Annotated in this window: 17 protein-coding genes; 8 read left to right on the top strand and 9 right to left on the bottom strand. The window is 66.6% G+C overall.

Going from position 1 to position 13,833, the window contains the following annotated elements; genetic code table 11:
* Nucleotides 1-12: 12 nt before the first annotated feature.
* Complete coding sequence (locus ADBZ6K_RS07480) at nt 13-882, bottom strand: SAM-dependent methyltransferase (protein ID WP_526345232.1); 870 nt, start codon at nt 880-882, stop codon at nt 13-15.
* A 192-nt stretch (nt 883-1,074) separates the two neighbouring features.
* Here ADBZ6K_RS07480 and ADBZ6K_RS07475 point away from each other — a divergent pair, with 192 nt between their 5' ends.
* Nucleotides 1,075-2,451, top strand: a complete 1,377-nt coding sequence (locus ADBZ6K_RS07475) for a cytochrome P450 (RefSeq protein ID WP_526345231.1) — start codon at nt 1,075-1,077, stop codon at nt 2,449-2,451.
* A 27-nt stretch (nt 2,452-2,478) separates the two neighbouring features.
* Here ADBZ6K_RS07475 and ADBZ6K_RS07470 read toward each other — a convergent pair whose 3' ends face one another.
* Both ADBZ6K_RS07470 and ADBZ6K_RS07465 read right to left on the bottom strand, forming a co-directional pair.
* Nucleotides 2,479-3,222, bottom strand: a complete 744-nt coding sequence (locus tag ADBZ6K_RS07470; protein WP_526345230.1) for a dienelactone hydrolase family protein — start codon at nt 3,220-3,222, stop codon at nt 2,479-2,481.
* A 69-nt stretch (nt 3,223-3,291) separates the two neighbouring features.
* Nucleotides 3,292-3,579, bottom strand: a complete 288-nt coding sequence (locus ADBZ6K_RS07465) for an FmdB family zinc ribbon protein (RefSeq protein WP_526345229.1) — start codon at nt 3,577-3,579, stop codon at nt 3,292-3,294.
* 122 nt (nt 3,580-3,701) lie between these two features.
* On the opposite strand from ADBZ6K_RS07465, the gene fmdA reads away from it, so the two are divergent.
* Entirely contained in the window at nt 3,702-4,955 is a 1,254-nt protein-coding gene (fmdA, locus tag ADBZ6K_RS07460) for a formamidase (protein ID WP_526345228.1), read from the top strand.
* 28 nt (nt 4,956-4,983) lie between these two features.
* Nucleotides 4,984-5,775 carry a class I SAM-dependent methyltransferase gene (locus tag ADBZ6K_RS07455; RefSeq protein ID WP_526345227.1) on the top strand — a complete coding sequence of 264 codons (792 nt, stop codon included), beginning with the start codon at nt 4,984-4,986 and terminating at the stop codon, nt 5,773-5,775.
* Nucleotides 5,776-5,818: 43 nt separating this feature from the next.
* On the opposite strand, the gene ADBZ6K_RS07450 is transcribed toward ADBZ6K_RS07455, so the two are convergent.
* Nucleotides 5,819-6,808 carry a LysR family transcriptional regulator gene (locus tag ADBZ6K_RS07450; RefSeq protein ID WP_526345226.1) on the bottom strand — a complete coding sequence of 330 codons (990 nt, stop codon included), beginning with the start codon at nt 6,806-6,808 and terminating at the stop codon, nt 5,819-5,821.
* Between the two features lie 186 nt (nt 6,809-6,994).
* On the opposite strand from ADBZ6K_RS07450, the gene ADBZ6K_RS07445 reads away from it, so the two are divergent.
* The 3 genes from ADBZ6K_RS07445 to ADBZ6K_RS07435 all read left to right on the top strand — a co-directional run bounded on the left by ADBZ6K_RS07445 (nt 6,995) and on the right by ADBZ6K_RS07435 (nt 8,984).
* Complete coding sequence (locus tag ADBZ6K_RS07445; protein WP_526345225.1) at nt 6,995-7,402, top strand: hypothetical protein; 408 nt, start codon at nt 6,995-6,997, stop codon at nt 7,400-7,402.
* Nucleotides 7,403-7,445: 43 nt separating this feature from the next.
* Entirely contained in the window at nt 7,446-8,312 is an 867-nt protein-coding gene (locus ADBZ6K_RS07440) for an alpha/beta fold hydrolase (RefSeq protein ID WP_526345224.1), read from the top strand.
* Between the two features lie 240 nt (nt 8,313-8,552).
* A complete protein-coding gene (locus tag ADBZ6K_RS07435) occupies nt 8,553-8,984 on the top strand; it encodes a VOC family protein (protein WP_526345223.1) in 432 nt (143 codons plus the stop codon).
* A 32-nt stretch (nt 8,985-9,016) separates the two neighbouring features.
* Here ADBZ6K_RS07435 and ADBZ6K_RS07430 read toward each other — a convergent pair whose 3' ends face one another.
* The 4 genes from ADBZ6K_RS07430 to ADBZ6K_RS07415 form a co-directional block, all read right to left on the bottom strand.
* Nucleotides 9,017-9,694, bottom strand: coding sequence for an SDR family oxidoreductase (locus tag ADBZ6K_RS07430; protein ID WP_526345222.1), 678 nt, complete (start codon nt 9,692-9,694; stop codon nt 9,017-9,019).
* A 43-nt stretch (nt 9,695-9,737) separates the two neighbouring features.
* Nucleotides 9,738-10,181 (bottom strand): VOC family protein, encoded by a 444-nt coding sequence (locus ADBZ6K_RS07425; RefSeq protein WP_526345221.1) that lies wholly within the window; start codon nt 10,179-10,181, stop codon nt 9,738-9,740.
* A 77-nt stretch (nt 10,182-10,258) separates the two neighbouring features.
* Nucleotides 10,259-10,636: a nuclear transport factor 2 family protein gene (locus tag ADBZ6K_RS07420; RefSeq protein WP_526345220.1), complete on the bottom strand. Its 378-nt coding sequence runs from the start codon at nt 10,634-10,636 to the stop codon at nt 10,259-10,261.
* A 1-nt stretch (nt 10,637) separates the two neighbouring features.
* Nucleotides 10,638-11,351, bottom strand: coding sequence for an SDR family NAD(P)-dependent oxidoreductase (locus tag ADBZ6K_RS07415; protein WP_526345219.1), 714 nt, complete (start codon nt 11,349-11,351; stop codon nt 10,638-10,640).
* Nucleotides 11,352-11,478: 127 nt separating this feature from the next.
* Between ADBZ6K_RS07415 and ADBZ6K_RS07410 the strand changes: the two genes are divergently transcribed.
* Together ADBZ6K_RS07410 and ADBZ6K_RS07405 are read left to right on the top strand one after the other, a co-directional pair.
* On the top strand, nt 11,479-12,402 hold the full coding sequence (locus ADBZ6K_RS07410; RefSeq protein WP_526345218.1) for a LysR family transcriptional regulator: 924 nt from the start codon (nt 11,479-11,481) through the stop codon (nt 12,400-12,402).
* Nucleotides 12,403-12,433: 31 nt separating this feature from the next.
* Entirely contained in the window at nt 12,434-13,504 is a 1,071-nt protein-coding gene (locus ADBZ6K_RS07405; RefSeq protein WP_526345290.1) for an NAD(P)H-dependent flavin oxidoreductase, read from the top strand.
* A gap of 5 nt (nt 13,505-13,509) precedes the next feature.
* Here the strand turns inward: ADBZ6K_RS07405 and ADBZ6K_RS07400 are convergent, their stop codons facing one another.
* Complete coding sequence (locus tag ADBZ6K_RS07400) at nt 13,510-13,776, bottom strand: YdeI/OmpD-associated family protein (RefSeq protein ID WP_526345217.1); 267 nt, start codon at nt 13,774-13,776, stop codon at nt 13,510-13,512.
* Between the last annotated feature and the right edge of the window lie 57 nt (nt 13,777-13,833).

Below are 13,833 nucleotides of genomic sequence, written 5' to 3'. Positions count from 1 at the left end.
GCCGAGGACGCCTCAGAACGGTTTGGCGGTGAATCCCCAGCGCAGCAACGCCGCCTCGCGCCGGGCCTGACCACACAGCTGGCCGTCATTCCTGCCGAGTCGGGCATCCGGTTTGCCGCCCGCACCCAACATCCAGTGCGCCTGCAGATACGGAAGTGGTGTCGTATGGCCAGCGTGCATTCCCCGCAATCCGGCAGCCGACAGTTCGCTCGACAGCTCGGCAATGGTGAACGACGCCGCTTCGCTGGCAATTGCGTCCTGGCGCAGCACTTCTGGCGATTGGGGGTCAACACACACCAACATCCTGGAGCAGGCTTCCGGATCCCGCAGACGCTGGAAGTCGCTGATCCACACCGCGGCTCCGCTGCGGCTCTGCACTGCCGCGAGTTGGCCGAGGGCAGCGTGCAACACGTCGAGATCCGGAAGTTGGTGCAAGGTCCACATGCACGAGATCGCGTCCCACGGGCCGGTGGACAACCGCTCGGGCAATGCGGTGATGTCGGCCTGCACCAGTTCGACGCGGTCGCCCAGGCCTTCGCTGTCGAACAGCTCGCGGGCGGTGGTCAGCATATTCGGGGCGAGGTCGACCGCGGTGGCCCGAACGTCGGGCCGTCGACGCAGGACGGCACTGAGCGCGCGACCCGAACCGACCCCCAGGTCAAGCAGCCGGCCACCGGGCGGCAGCAACGCATCGAGTGCGCGCGCACACAGGTCGTAGATCGCCCGCATCCCGGGATTGGCCGCGCCACCGCTGTGGAACTGGGCAACCGACTCCGGATCGTCCATCACCATGGGTTCGGGGACGCGCTCACGCCCGGCCGGGTGGAACCGTTCGCGCACCACGATCCCAGGTACCCGCCACAGCGGTCGGATTGTCCTCACCACGAACCTCACCACGAGCTCTCAACGTCGCGTCACGCTTGGCGCCGACGGAATACATGATGATCCAATCGGGCCGGGCGGGTGTCGCATCGTGTTGTCCGTCACATCGCGGTCCCCGGCGGCAAGCCCCGCTCAGCAACACTCATTAAGCTTCTACCTGCAAACAATCGCGGTGCCGTCCCAGGAGAGAACGTGGCTCATGTACAAGCCCTTGCGGGCGATGAGCTCAGTTCGTTGCCCCTGCCGCCGGTTAACCCGTTGGGTCTTCGCCAGCGCATCGCGGCGGTCCGGCACTTCAGCACCGGTACGGAACGACTGCGTGATGCCGGCGGACCTGTCACCGCCTTCACACTGGGCCCGCGCTGGCTGATCCCTCCCATGGTGTTGGCAACCTCGCCAGGTGCCATTCGCGACATCCTCAGCACCAAGGACGCGTCCGTCGACAAGACCACCCCGGTCTTCGAGGAGATGCGCCGCATCATCGGCGGCAACCTCGCCGACCTCCCCTTGGAGCCGTGGAAGCCGCGCAGGCGCACCATACAACCGGTGTTCACCAAACAACGTGTCGACGAGTTCGGTGGTCACATGGCACAGGCGGCACAATCGGTTCGCGAGCGGTGGGGTGAGGATGCCCAGATCGACCTGGACGCCGAGAGCCGCACGCTCACGCTGCGCGCGCTGGGCCGATCGGTGCTGGGGATGGACTTGGAACGGCGGTCCGACGAGGTCGTCGACCCGCTGCGGATCGCGTTGACCTACGCAATCAGGCGCGCGACATACCCGCTGCGCGCCCCGCACTGGTTACCTACACCGGCGCGCCGTCGCGCTAGGGCGGCGAGCGCGCAGCTGCACGCCCTGACCCGGGATCTGCTGCGCGACTGCCGTGCGGATCCGACGCGAGAAGCGCCGCTGGTGCGGGCGTTGATCGCCGCCAAAGATCCGCAGACCGGGCGCGGGTTGTCCGACGAAGAGATCTGCGATGAGCTGATCATCTTCCTCTTCGCCGGCCACGACACCACCGCAACGGCCTTGGCGTACGCCCTGTGGTCGTTGGGCCGCCACGTCGAGTACCAGGACCGGGTTGCGGCAGAGGTTGCGGCCCTGCCTGACCGGCCACTGACGCCCGACGACATCCCGCAGCTGGGCTACACCGTGCAGGTGATCCGGGAGTCGCTTCGGCTGTGCCCGCCTGCGCCCACCGGAACACGGATGGCGACCCGCGATGTCGCCGTCGGCGGCTATCGGGTGGAGAAGGGCACCATGCTCATCGTCGGGCGGATGGCCGTTCAACGCGATCCGGCGCTGTGGGATGACCCCCTTCGGTTCGACCCCGACCGGTTCAGCCCGAGGAACATGAAGGCACTCGATCGTTGGCAGTACCTTCCGTTCGGCGGCGGCCCGCGCTCGTGCATCGGCGACCACTTCGCCATGCTCGAGGTCACGCTCGCGTTGGCAACCCTCGTCCGCGAAGCCGAAATCTGTTCTCTTGACGACGATTTCCCACTTGCCTTGCACTTCACCATGATCGCCGGCGCCCCGATCAGGGCCCGTGTTCGATCGCGCCGCTAGGACGCGTCATACGTCGGGCGGTCCGGGTCAGGCTTTTCCGGCAGGATCGCGATCGCTGTCTGCTTCGCTGAGGTGCTCCTCGAAGAACGAGACGATGCGCTGCCAGGCGTCTTCGGCCTCGGGCGCCGAATAGGCCATTCGGGCGACGCCGACCACGGGCCGGATCCGAGCGGGCACCGGGTGATCGTTCATGAAGGCGTGGCCGACGTCCGGGTATTCCTTCACGTCGTGCGGCACGCCACCTTCGGTGAGCACGGCCTCGAGCTGGGCGGCGGTCCCGCGCGCGACGACACGGTCCTTGGCGCCGAAGCTCGCGACGACCGGACAGGATTGCCGGAGTTTCTCGACATCCTTGGGCAGGAGGGGATAACTGGGTGCGGTGGCGTCGAACAGGCCGCTGGGGGCCAGCTGCAGGCAATAGCCCGCGCCCATGCAGAACCCGGCCAGGCCGACCTTGCCGGTGCACCGACGGTCGGCGACCAGGTATTCGCGGGCGCCGATCAGGTCGTCGTAGGCGTCGCCGCGGCCGGTGAAGTGGGAGCGGATGGTACTGATCATGCACTTGATCTTGGGGCCGTGGCCGCCGTAGAGCGCCGGAGCCAGCGCCAGATAGCCATGCGCCGCGAAGCGGTCCGTGATCCGCTTCAAGTCGGATGTGAGACCGAGTACGTCCTGGATGACCACGACGCCGGGCCATGGGCCGTCGCCTTCGGGGATGGCGAGGTAGCCGGGCACGTGGGCATCAGCAGCCGGATAGACGATATCTGGCATGGGGTGTCACCGTTGATTCTGTTGCCGGGGGACCGATAGGGTCGAAATCATCGTATAGACGCGCTGGGTTCACCCCCGTGGAAGCTTCCGGTGCAGCGGGTTGCTGGTCGTCGGTGTCCCCGGGCCCGTTGCCGGCGGGAGGCCGGTCACCACATCGGGAGTGTCGGCGGTCGCCCTGGTGCGGTCGTGCATGCGCATCGCGGCGTTGCGGCCCACCCCGAGCGCGGGCGACCCGATCATCCGCCGCGCCCGTGCGCCACACTGTGGACAGTCGGTGCCGTCGGGCGGGGACGTGATCGGATGGTGCTCGACGAAGTCCACGCACCCCTGCTCGCATCGAAACGCGTACGACGGCATATCCGAAACCGTAGTCCCCACCGTGCGTCACGTGCTTTCCATGCGGCCGCATCCAGGACCGCGCTAGGTTCGGAAGAGCGAGTCGTTCCAGTACCGAAAGCAATCGCACGGAGGAGGCCGACATGCCCGAATTGCTGTTCCCATTGGACTCGACCAAGAAATTCACCGAGCAGCAGATTGTCGGGCACAACCGTTGGCATCCCGACATTCCTGCCGCCGTCACCGTCAAGCCGGGTGACACCTTCCGCGCGCACTGCCGCGAGTGGTTCGACGGCGCGATTCACAACGACGACTCCGCCGAGGACATCTTGAACGCCCCGTTGAAGGGTGTGCACCGCCTGTCGGGTCCGTTCGCGATAGAAGGGGCCGAACCGGGCGACCTCCTGATCGTCGACATCCTCGACGTCGGACCCATCCCGCAGGAGGATTCCGGCCCCCTCGCCGGTCAGGGCTGGGGGTACACCGGCATCTTCGCCACACTCAACGGCGGTGGGTTCCTCACCGAGCAGTTCCCCGACGCGTACAAGGCGATCTGGGACTTTGCCGGGCAGAGCGCGACCTCGCGGCACGTCCCCGGGGTGAAGTACACCGGGATCGTCCACCCCGGCCTGATGGGCACCGCACCGTCGGCGGGGCTGCTGGCCAAATGGAACGCTCGTGAGGGTGCGCTCATCGCCACCGACCCGGACCGGGTACCGCCGCTTGCGCTGCCACCGGAACCCCAGGACGCGATCCTCGGCTCGCTGACGGGCGCCGATTTCACCCGGGTGGCCGCCGAAGCCGCCAGGACCGCCCCGCCACGGGAGAACGGCGGCAATCAGGACATCAAGAACCTCACCAAGGGAACGCGGGTGTTCTACCCGGTGTTCGTCCCCGGCGCGAACCTGTCGTTCGGGGACCTGCACTTCTCGCAGGGCGACGGTGAGATCACGTTCTGCGGGGCCATCGAGATGGGCGGCTTCATGGATCTCCATGTCGACCTCATCAAGGGTGGCATGCAGACCTACGGGGTGTCCGAGAACGCCATCTTCATGCCCGGCAACACCGATCCCCAGTACTCCGAGTGGATCGCCTTCTCCGGCACCTCGGTGACGCTGGACGGCGAGCAGAAGTACCTCAACTCCGACCTCGCCTACCAGCGGGCCTGTCTGCACGCGATCGACTACCTGACCAAGTTCGGTTACAGCCCTGAGCAGGCCTACCTGCTGCTCGGATCGGCGCCCATCGAAGGGCGCCTGTCCGGCGTGGTCGACATCCCCAATTCCTGTGCCACCGTGTACATTCCGACGGCGATCTTCGATTTCCCCATCGCGCCGTCGGCCGCGGGACCCCATCAGATCGACCCGGGCATCGGCGCGCCGCACGCCAGCTTCTGACCGACCCGTTACCTATATCTTCGACGTGGTGGGCGACGACAGCTGGTCCGGTTTGGCCGATAGCTTTGCCGACGATGCGTACGCCTCCGTGAAGGGCCACGTGCGCACCCACGTGCTGCACCACCAGTTGCTGGAGCATCTGCCCGCGCCTCCCGCATCGGTCCTGGACGTGGGCGGTGGCGCGGGGCACCAGTCCCTACCGCTGGCCCAGGCCGGATACGACGTGACGGTGCTCGATCCGTCGCCGACGATGCTGGGCAAGGCCCGCCAGCGGCTGCAGCGACTGCCGGCGGAAACCCGGCGACGGGTGACTCTCGTCGAGGCCGACGGGGAGAACGCCGTCGATGCGGTCGACGGCACGCGCTTCGCCGCCGTGATGTGCCATGGCGTGCTCGGGTATCTCGACCAGCCGGAGCCGTTGGTCGATCAGCTGTGCCGATGCGCGGCCGACGGTGGGGTGGTGTCGATCATGGCAGGCAACGCCAAGGCGCTGGCGGTGCGCCCGGCGTTGGAGCGGCGGTGGGATGACGCGCTGGCGGCGTTCGACGCCACCGGCGAGATCGGGGTGCTCGGGGTCCCGACCCGAGCCGACACCGTGGAACACCTCAGCGATCTCCTGCGGCGCCGGGACGTGGAGCCGCTGCGTTGGTACGGGGTGTGGCTGTTCGTCGATTGGCTCGAGTTCAGTGGAGCGCAGTTGGACCCACGGGATTCTGACCAGTTGGCGGCGACGGCCGCCGTCGAACTCGAAGCGAGCAGGCGAGACCCGTACCGTCAGCTCAGTCGCGTTTTCCACCTTGTCGGACGCAAGGCTTGCTGACCGGCCCGGCGTGCGCCGGTGTCGATCAGCGGACGACACCCGCTCACCGGTTCATCGTCGCCGCAAGCAGGTAGTCGCCGCCGGCTGCCCCGGGGGCGGACGCGCCAACGGGCGAAGGCCACGCATTGGGGACGGTGCGCAAGGACGCGACGATCCGCGCGGTTTCGATGAAATCGCGGACCAGTTGGGAATCGACATCGGTGCGCCACGCGATCGACAGCGAAGTGGGCGGGATGTTGGTGACGGGAACGAATGCGAGGCCCGGTCGGCTGTAGAACCGTTGTGTCGACGCCTGTGAGAACGCGACGCCGCGCTGCGACAGGATCGCCTCGAAACACTCGTCGACAGTGGATACTTCGGCTCCGAGCCGGACCGGTTCACCCTGCCGGGATTCGGTGGCCAGCCAGAAGTTGCGCCACTCCTCCGGAGCCTTACGCGCCACGAAGAATTCGTTCGTCACCTGCTCCACGCTGACATCGGACCGGGCCGCGAGAGGTGAGCCCGTCGATACGACGAGCACCCTCGGCTCGACGAACAGGGTTTCCATTCCCAACCAGTCTCTGACGACGAGCGGCGGCCGGACAAACGCGACGTCGGAGGAACCGTCGGCCAGACCGACATATGGATCGGCGAAATCGAACGACTGCATCTGAACCTGAACGCGGGGGTACCGCGATTGGAACGCGCTGAGTATCTGAGGAGTCAGTTCCGCGGCGGCGTTGGCCTGGAACCCGACGACGAGTTTGCGGCTGCCGGTGCCGTGCCCCGCCGCCCTGGTGAGGCCGACAATCCGTTCGACGTCGCTGAGTAGCCGCCGGCTCTCCTCCAGCAGCACCAGACCCGCGGGGGTGAGTTCGACGTGACGGCTGCTGCGCAGGAACAGCGCCGCGCCCAGGGTGTGTTCGAGTTTGCGGATCTGAACCGACAGTGACGGTTGGGCAATGTGCAGCCGGGCGGCGGCGTGCCCGAAATGCAACTCCTCGGCGACTGCAACGAAGTACGCCAGCAGCCGCAGGTCGAGCTGGGGAAGCATCTTTCGAGGCTAAACGAGTCGACATCCGCTGACCATTAGGAATTGGCTATCGATCGATGGTTGACAGGTATTGGACGCCCAGCGGCCGCGGCAGCTGTGATGGACGTCATGTCCGCCGATTGGACCAGGTCGGCCGGCACGGGGCGAGAACACCCGCCTCACCCATCCGATTCGAAGGAAACCACGATGACCGTCACCACCCCCGCCTCGACCGCGGCGAGTTGGGCCGAGTCGTTCGCGCAGGCGAACAACTCGGACCCCGAAATCCAAGCGCACGGAAAGTATTTCACGTGCTCGTACCAACTCGACATGACCGATCACACCTTCGTCATCCAGATGAGCGACGGTCAGGTCACCGACATCGCGGTCGATCCCGGCCCTCTCGATGTGCCCTACCAGTTCGCGATCCGTGCAAGCGCCGAGACCTGGCGGAACTTCGGTGTTCCGGTGCCCGCCCCGATGTACCACGGCATCTGGGCCGCCAGCTTTCAGCGCGACATGAAACTCGATGGCGATCTGCTGGTACTCATGCAGAACCTGCGCTGCATCACCCGTCAGATCGAGCTGCTGCGCTCGGTTGGCTCCCCCGTCTGAACACCCCCGCCCGAACACCCTGCGAAACCGAAGGACACCCCTCATGAGCAAGATCTCTCCGGTCACCGGCCACTACGTCGACGTCGAGGTCGACGGTCTGCACTACAAGGTCTTCTACCTCGAGAACGGCGCCGGGCAGCCGTTGGTGTGTCAGCACACCGCGGGATGCCACAACCACCAGTGGCGCGGGCTGCTCGAGGACGAGGAGATCACCGAGAATTACCGGGTCATCGCCTACGACCTTCCGCGCCACGGCAAGTCCGACCCGCCCGAGAACACCGCGTGGTGGACGGAGGAGTACGCGTTGACGGCCGATCACTACGCGAACTTCATCGTCGCGCTCTGCGACGCGCTCGAACTGGAGAACCCGATCTTCATGGGGTCCTCCTTCGGCGGCAACATTGCGCTGCAACTGGCGCTTCGCCGGCCCGACCGGTTCGCCGGCGTCATCCCCGTCGAGGGCGCCGACTACTCCCCCGGTTTCTACCTCGACTGGTGGCAGCATCCTCACGCCAACGCCGCCCAGGTCTGCGCCAGCGGTGTGTGGGATCTGATGGCACCGCAGTCTCCCGAAGCCGACCGCTGGAAGACGTGGTTCTACTACAGCCAGGGTTCGGAAGCCTTCAAGGGCGACCTGCACTTCTACTCGGTCGACCACGATCTACGCGACAAGCTCGGCGAGATCGACGGTGAGCGGTGCCCGGTGGTCATGATGACCGGCGACTACGACTACCTCACCACCCCGGAGGACAGCGCACGGACTGCGTCCCAGATCCGCAACGGCGAGTTCATCGAGATGAAGGGAATCGGTCATTTCCCGATGAGTGAGAACCACGCGGTATTCCGCACGTACCTGCTGCAGGCCCTGGAGATCCTGCGGAAGCGGTCACTCACCAGCGCCTCGACGTAGCCAACACCACCCAGGGTGCACCGTTGGCCTTCGTGGCGCATCCGGTGGCGCATGCGGCGTCACCGGATGCGAGAGGGTGGGGGCGGCCGCCGACATTGCCGCCCCCGGTTGCGGGGTGTGATCACCCAGGCGCACTCACCTGGCGCAATCACCAAGGTGCAGAACGCCTTAAGACGCTCGGCGTGTGGCAGCAAGGGTGGCGAGTAGCATCTGACGGACCCTGGCCAGGAGGAGGTATCGGTGAGCGAGACGACTGGCCCGGCGATCATCGGGGTTCACCATGTCTCACTGACGGTGACCGACCTCGAGGTGAGCCTGGCGTGGTATCAGCGGGTGTTTCAAACCGAGCGCCCGGACATCAAGGTTCCGCACCACGAGAAGGAGGAGACGGGCTACAGCGTGCTGTTACCGGAGCCGCGCTCCGGATTGATCTTCTCGTTGCACACCAACACAGGCAATCGCGGAGAACCGTTCGACGAAGCGCACACGGGTCTGGACCATGTGTCGTTCGGCGTGGCCGGTCGAGACACCCTGCAGGCCTGGGCGGCGTGGCTGGACGAACTGGGCGTCCCCAACACCGGCATCGTCGACGAGACCGAACCGATCCGGTACTCGACCGTGGTGTTCCGCGATCCCGACAACATTCAGCTCGAGATCATCGCAGTCGACTGACTCCTCCTACCGCCCAACGCTATTCACCCTCCCTACAGGGTCGTCGACAGCTTCGCCTTGGCATCGCGCGACCAACCGTCGGCCAGCACCTCACGTCGGCCGTTGAACAGCCCACCGAGTGCCGCCGCGGCAACCACGGCCGGGTCGGTCTTCTGGTCGGCGGGAATGTAGCTGACCATGTCGGTGTCCATGTAGCCGACGTGCAATGCAGTAACGCTGATTCCCCTGGGCGCCAGTTCGTCTCGTACGGCGTCGGTCATCGCCCATGCGGCGGCCTTGGCCGAGGAGTAAGCCCCGCTGGTGGCCGGGTGCAGCCAGGACAGCACGGACAGAACGTTGAGGACCGCTCCGCCGCCGTTGCGCTCGAGCACCGGAGCAAACACCCGAAGCACCTGCAGGGTACCGAAGTAATGTGTCTCCATCTCGGCGCGGATGTCGTCCAGTGATCCATCGAGAAGAGTTGCACGGGTTGATATTCCAGCGTTGTTGATCAGTACGTTCACATCGGATGCGTGCAGCGCGGCACGCTGGATCGACTGCGAGTCGGTGATGTCGAGTTGCACCGGTATGGCGCCGGCAATGTCGACCGCTTCCGGTCGGCGTGCCGCTGCGTAGACTTTGGCGCCGCGTGCGACGAGTGCGACAGCGAATTGGCGCCCGAGTCCGCGGTTGGCTCCGGTGACCAATGCGGTGACGTGTTCAGTGTTCATGATCCGATGTCTCCTGTGATAGCTGGATGAAGTGTGAGTAGGGTCAGCGACCCGGCGCGCGCTCGGTGATCTCCTGCAGAACCCAACGATTGCCGTCGGGGTCGGCGAAGGAGACGAACGATCCGTAGCTGCGACGCCGCGGATCGGGGCCGGCCACTCGCGCCTCCGTCCCCGCGTGGTTGAAGATCCCCGTGGCATCATGGAACACCTCGCTGACGTCGATGCCGCGGGCGATCAGTTCCGCCCGTGCGGCGTCGACGTCGGCGACCACCAGATAGAGACCTTGCGTGGAGCCCGCAACGGCGGTGGTGACACCGGAGCCGAGGATGATCGACGCCGGCGAGCCAGGCGGTGTGAGCTGCACTACCCGGTAGTCGTCGTCGACGGCGAAATCTGCATCCAGTCGCCAGCCGAGTCCGAGGTAGAACAGTTTGGCTGCGTCCACGTCTGATACCGGCAGCACTACAACTTCGAGCTTGAAATCCATGACGACTCCCTGTTCCCTTTTGGTCGAGGTTTCCTGTCTGTTCGAGCCGTGCCGCACCGCCGGATACTCTCGCGACGTCATTGGACCGCCACCACCAGGTCGCGCGGGGACGCCTGATATTGCGCCACCTGCCACCGGCCACCCAGGCGGGTGAGTACCACACCGATGGCCAGTTCGACCGGCGGGCGGTCTGGGAAGCTGAACGTCGCAGCGAGATAGCCGAGCACGACATTGTTTGCCGGACTGCGGCTTTCGAGGACTCGGTAGTTGACCGTCATGCCGGTGGGTTGCGATTCGTAGTAGTCGGCGACGGCTTGCCTGCCCACCCCGTAGGGGCGCAGACCCTGGAAGACTGTGTCGTCGGCGAATGCTGCGGCCACCCGGCCGGAATCGTGGCTGTCGATCCCGGCTTTCCACTCGTCCATGACGGAGGCGATGATCTGTAGGGCGCTCATGTCAGTGGCCCGCGCTCTGGCCGCCGTCGACGTGCAGGATCTCGCCGGTGACGAACGGCGCGTTCTCCAGGTAGAGCACCGCGTCGACGACGTCGGCAACCTCGCCCACGCGGCCCACCGGGTGTAGCGCCGCCAGGGTGTCGTAGTCCGACGGCTGGTGCATGGGCGTCTTGATGATGCCGAGTGCGACTGCATTGGAACGGATTCCGCGCGAGGCGTATTCGACAGCCAGTGCGCGTGTGGCGGCGTTGAGCCCGCCCTTGGTCAAAGAGGCGAGCGCCGACGGCACCGACGAATTGGCGTGGTCGACCAGCGACGTCGAAATCGTCACCAGGTGGCCACCGTCGCCATGCTCGACCATCCGGGCGACCGCAGCGCGGGAGATCTCAAAGAAGCCACGGAGATTCACGCCGGTGATGGCGTCGTAGTCGTCGTCGGTGTAGTCGGCGAAGGGCTTGGCGATGAAGATGCCTGCGTTGTTGACCACGGTGTCAACGCGTCCGAAGCGTTCGACCGCCGTGTCGACGATGCGTCGGCCGACTCCGGGTTTCCCGATGTCACCCGGGATTGCCAGCACCATCGGGTCGCCACTGTCTCCGATGGTGCGGGCATTCGCGACGACGGCGTAGCCGAGCTTGCGGTACCCCGCCACCAGGCCCGCCCCGATTCCTTGCGATGCGCCGGTGATGAGTGCGACGCGGGGGGTTGATGTCACGTTCGTGTTCCCTTCTCGTGGTGTTGATCTTCGGAACACCCGGTCGGGCGATGGGCAGTCCCGGCCCGCAAGACCGGTTCGCTCGCAACTGGTAGGCGCAGACTCTCACTGCATTACGCTGGCCCGTGTGGAGCTGCGGCAGCTGCGCTACTTCGTGACGGTGGCCGACGAGTTGAACTTCGGCAGGGCCGCCGAACGGCTGCGCATCGCGGGCCCCTCGCTCTCCCAGCAGATCAAGGCGCTCGAACGCGACCTCAAGGTGCAGCTGTTCGACCGCAATCGGCGTTCGGTGGCACTGACGGATGCCGGCTCGGCGCTACTCCCTCGGGCGCGGGCCCTCATCGGGCAGGCCGACGAGTTTCGCCGCCACGCCGTCGGTCTGGCGTCGTCCGAGCCCGTCCGGATCGGCTATGTGCAGTGGTGCCCGACGGATTGGGCTGAGCGGGCCGCGGGAGTGGCGCAGCTGCGGGTGGACACCTGGGTGATGCCCTCGCACACGCAGGCGGCCCGCGTCGCGGACGGCAACCTGGACCTCGCGATCTGTTGGGTCGAGCGGGCCGATCTGCAGGCGATGTCACTTGAGGCACGGCTGGTCGGCGCCGACCGGCTCTTCGCGTTGAGTGTCGGACGGGATTCCTCGCCCGTGGACGCGCGCAACCTGACGGTGCTGTTGGACTCCGACGAGGCGAGCTGGTCGTCGTGGAACAGGTACGCCGCGCAGTTCGCCGGGGCGTCGGGCGCTCAGGTCGTACGCGTCGAGGACGGAGGGGTGACAGGTGCGACCTTCTTCGACCACGTCCGCAGACTCCGGCGTCCGGTACTGAACAACCCCAAGGGGCAGCACGACACAACGCCACCCGACCTGGCACGGCGTCCGGTGCAGCAACCCATTCCGATGTGGACGTGGTCGCTGGTCTGGCGGCAAAGCGAGCCGAACCCGTTGGTACACGCGGTCATCGACGCCTTCACGGCCGGCGTCGACCGATCGGGCCTCACCGGGCCGGAGGTGTGGCTGCCTCGAGATGATCCGCACCGCGCGGCGGCACCCTGAGTTCCCGCCAGCGGGCGCCACCAGGGACACCATCGTTACATCGAAGGCCAACCGCCGTGATAGGACGACATCGATGACATCACCACTGACCAACCTAGGCCTGAGCATCCCGGTGCTCGCCGCCCCGATGGCGGGCGGACCGACCACCCCCGCGACGGTGATCGCCGCGTCACGCGCAGGCAGCCTGGGATTTCTCGCCGCCGGTTACAAGTCTCCCGACAGCGTCCAGGCGGAGATCGCCGCGGTGCGCGACGCCTCGGTACCGTTCGGCGTCAACCTTTTCGCACCGAATCCGGTACCCATCGACGTCGAGTCCTACCACCGGTACGCGGTGCAGATGCAGCGCGAGGCCGACCGGTTCGGGATCACCCTGCCCGACGATCCCGTCGACGACGACGACGCCTTCGGGGCCAAGATGGACCTCCTGCTCTCCGATCCGGTTCCGGTCGTCAGCTTCACCTTCGGCCTGCCCGCCGACACCGTGATCCGAGCGCTGCAGCGAGCGGGCACCACCGTCGTGCAGACGGTGACCTCGCCGGGAGAAGCCCAACTGGCCGTGGCCGCGGGCGTCGACATGGTCGTCGTGCAGGCCGCAGACGCGGGAGGACATTCGGGCACGTTCACCCCCGATCGCCCTCTCGATCCCGTGCCCATCATCGACCTGATCCGGCTGGTGAAGGCCGCGGTGCCGGCTCCGGTCGTCGCGGCAGGCGGCCTGGCAACTGCGGAGGGTGTGGCCGATGCACTTCGGGCCGGTGCGGTCGCGGCCGCCGTCGGCACCGTGCTGCTCCTGGCCGACGAAAGCGGCGCTTCCGCCACCCATCGGGCCGCGCTGACCGATCCGGCGCGGACACACACCGTCCTCACCCGCGCCTTCACCGGCCGACCCGCGCGCGGGCTACGCAACTCGTTCATCGAGAAGTACGAAGCGACAGCGCCTCTGGGTTATCCGGCGATTCATCACCTCACCAGCCCGCTGCGCAAGGCCGCCGCGGCAGCAGGCGAAGCCGACCTCGTTCACCTCTGGGCCGGTACCGGCTACCGGCACGCTCGGCAGGAATCCACTGCCGCGATCCTGACCCGTCTCGCCGACAGCGCCTGAACCGGCTAACGACCTGTGCGCTCGCGGTGTTTACACCCCGGCCAGCAGCACGGCCGGCGCATGCCGTCAGAGAGTTCCTCCTGGGTCCGGCGGATGCGCCGCTGTCGAGTCGTATCCTGCTTGGCGTCCTCGACCCAGCAGATGAACTCGTTGCGCGCCAGCGGGGTGATGTCCTTCCATGCGGCCAGTACCGTGGCGTCGGCGGTCAGCGCCGTGCGCAGGTCGGCGGGAAGGTCGTGCACGACACCGCCGGGGACACGCTCGCTGCCCACAGGTCCGACTCCCCTCGATCCACGCCCGTTTCCCCTTATCGTGCCAAACGTCCGATC

The organism is Mycobacterium sp., from assembly GCF_044223235.1.
GTDB lineage: Bacteria > Actinomycetota > Actinomycetes > Mycobacteriales > Mycobacteriaceae > Mycobacterium.
Note: the sequence above shows the minus strand (reverse complement) of the source record. Positions and strands in the feature narration are given on the sequence as shown.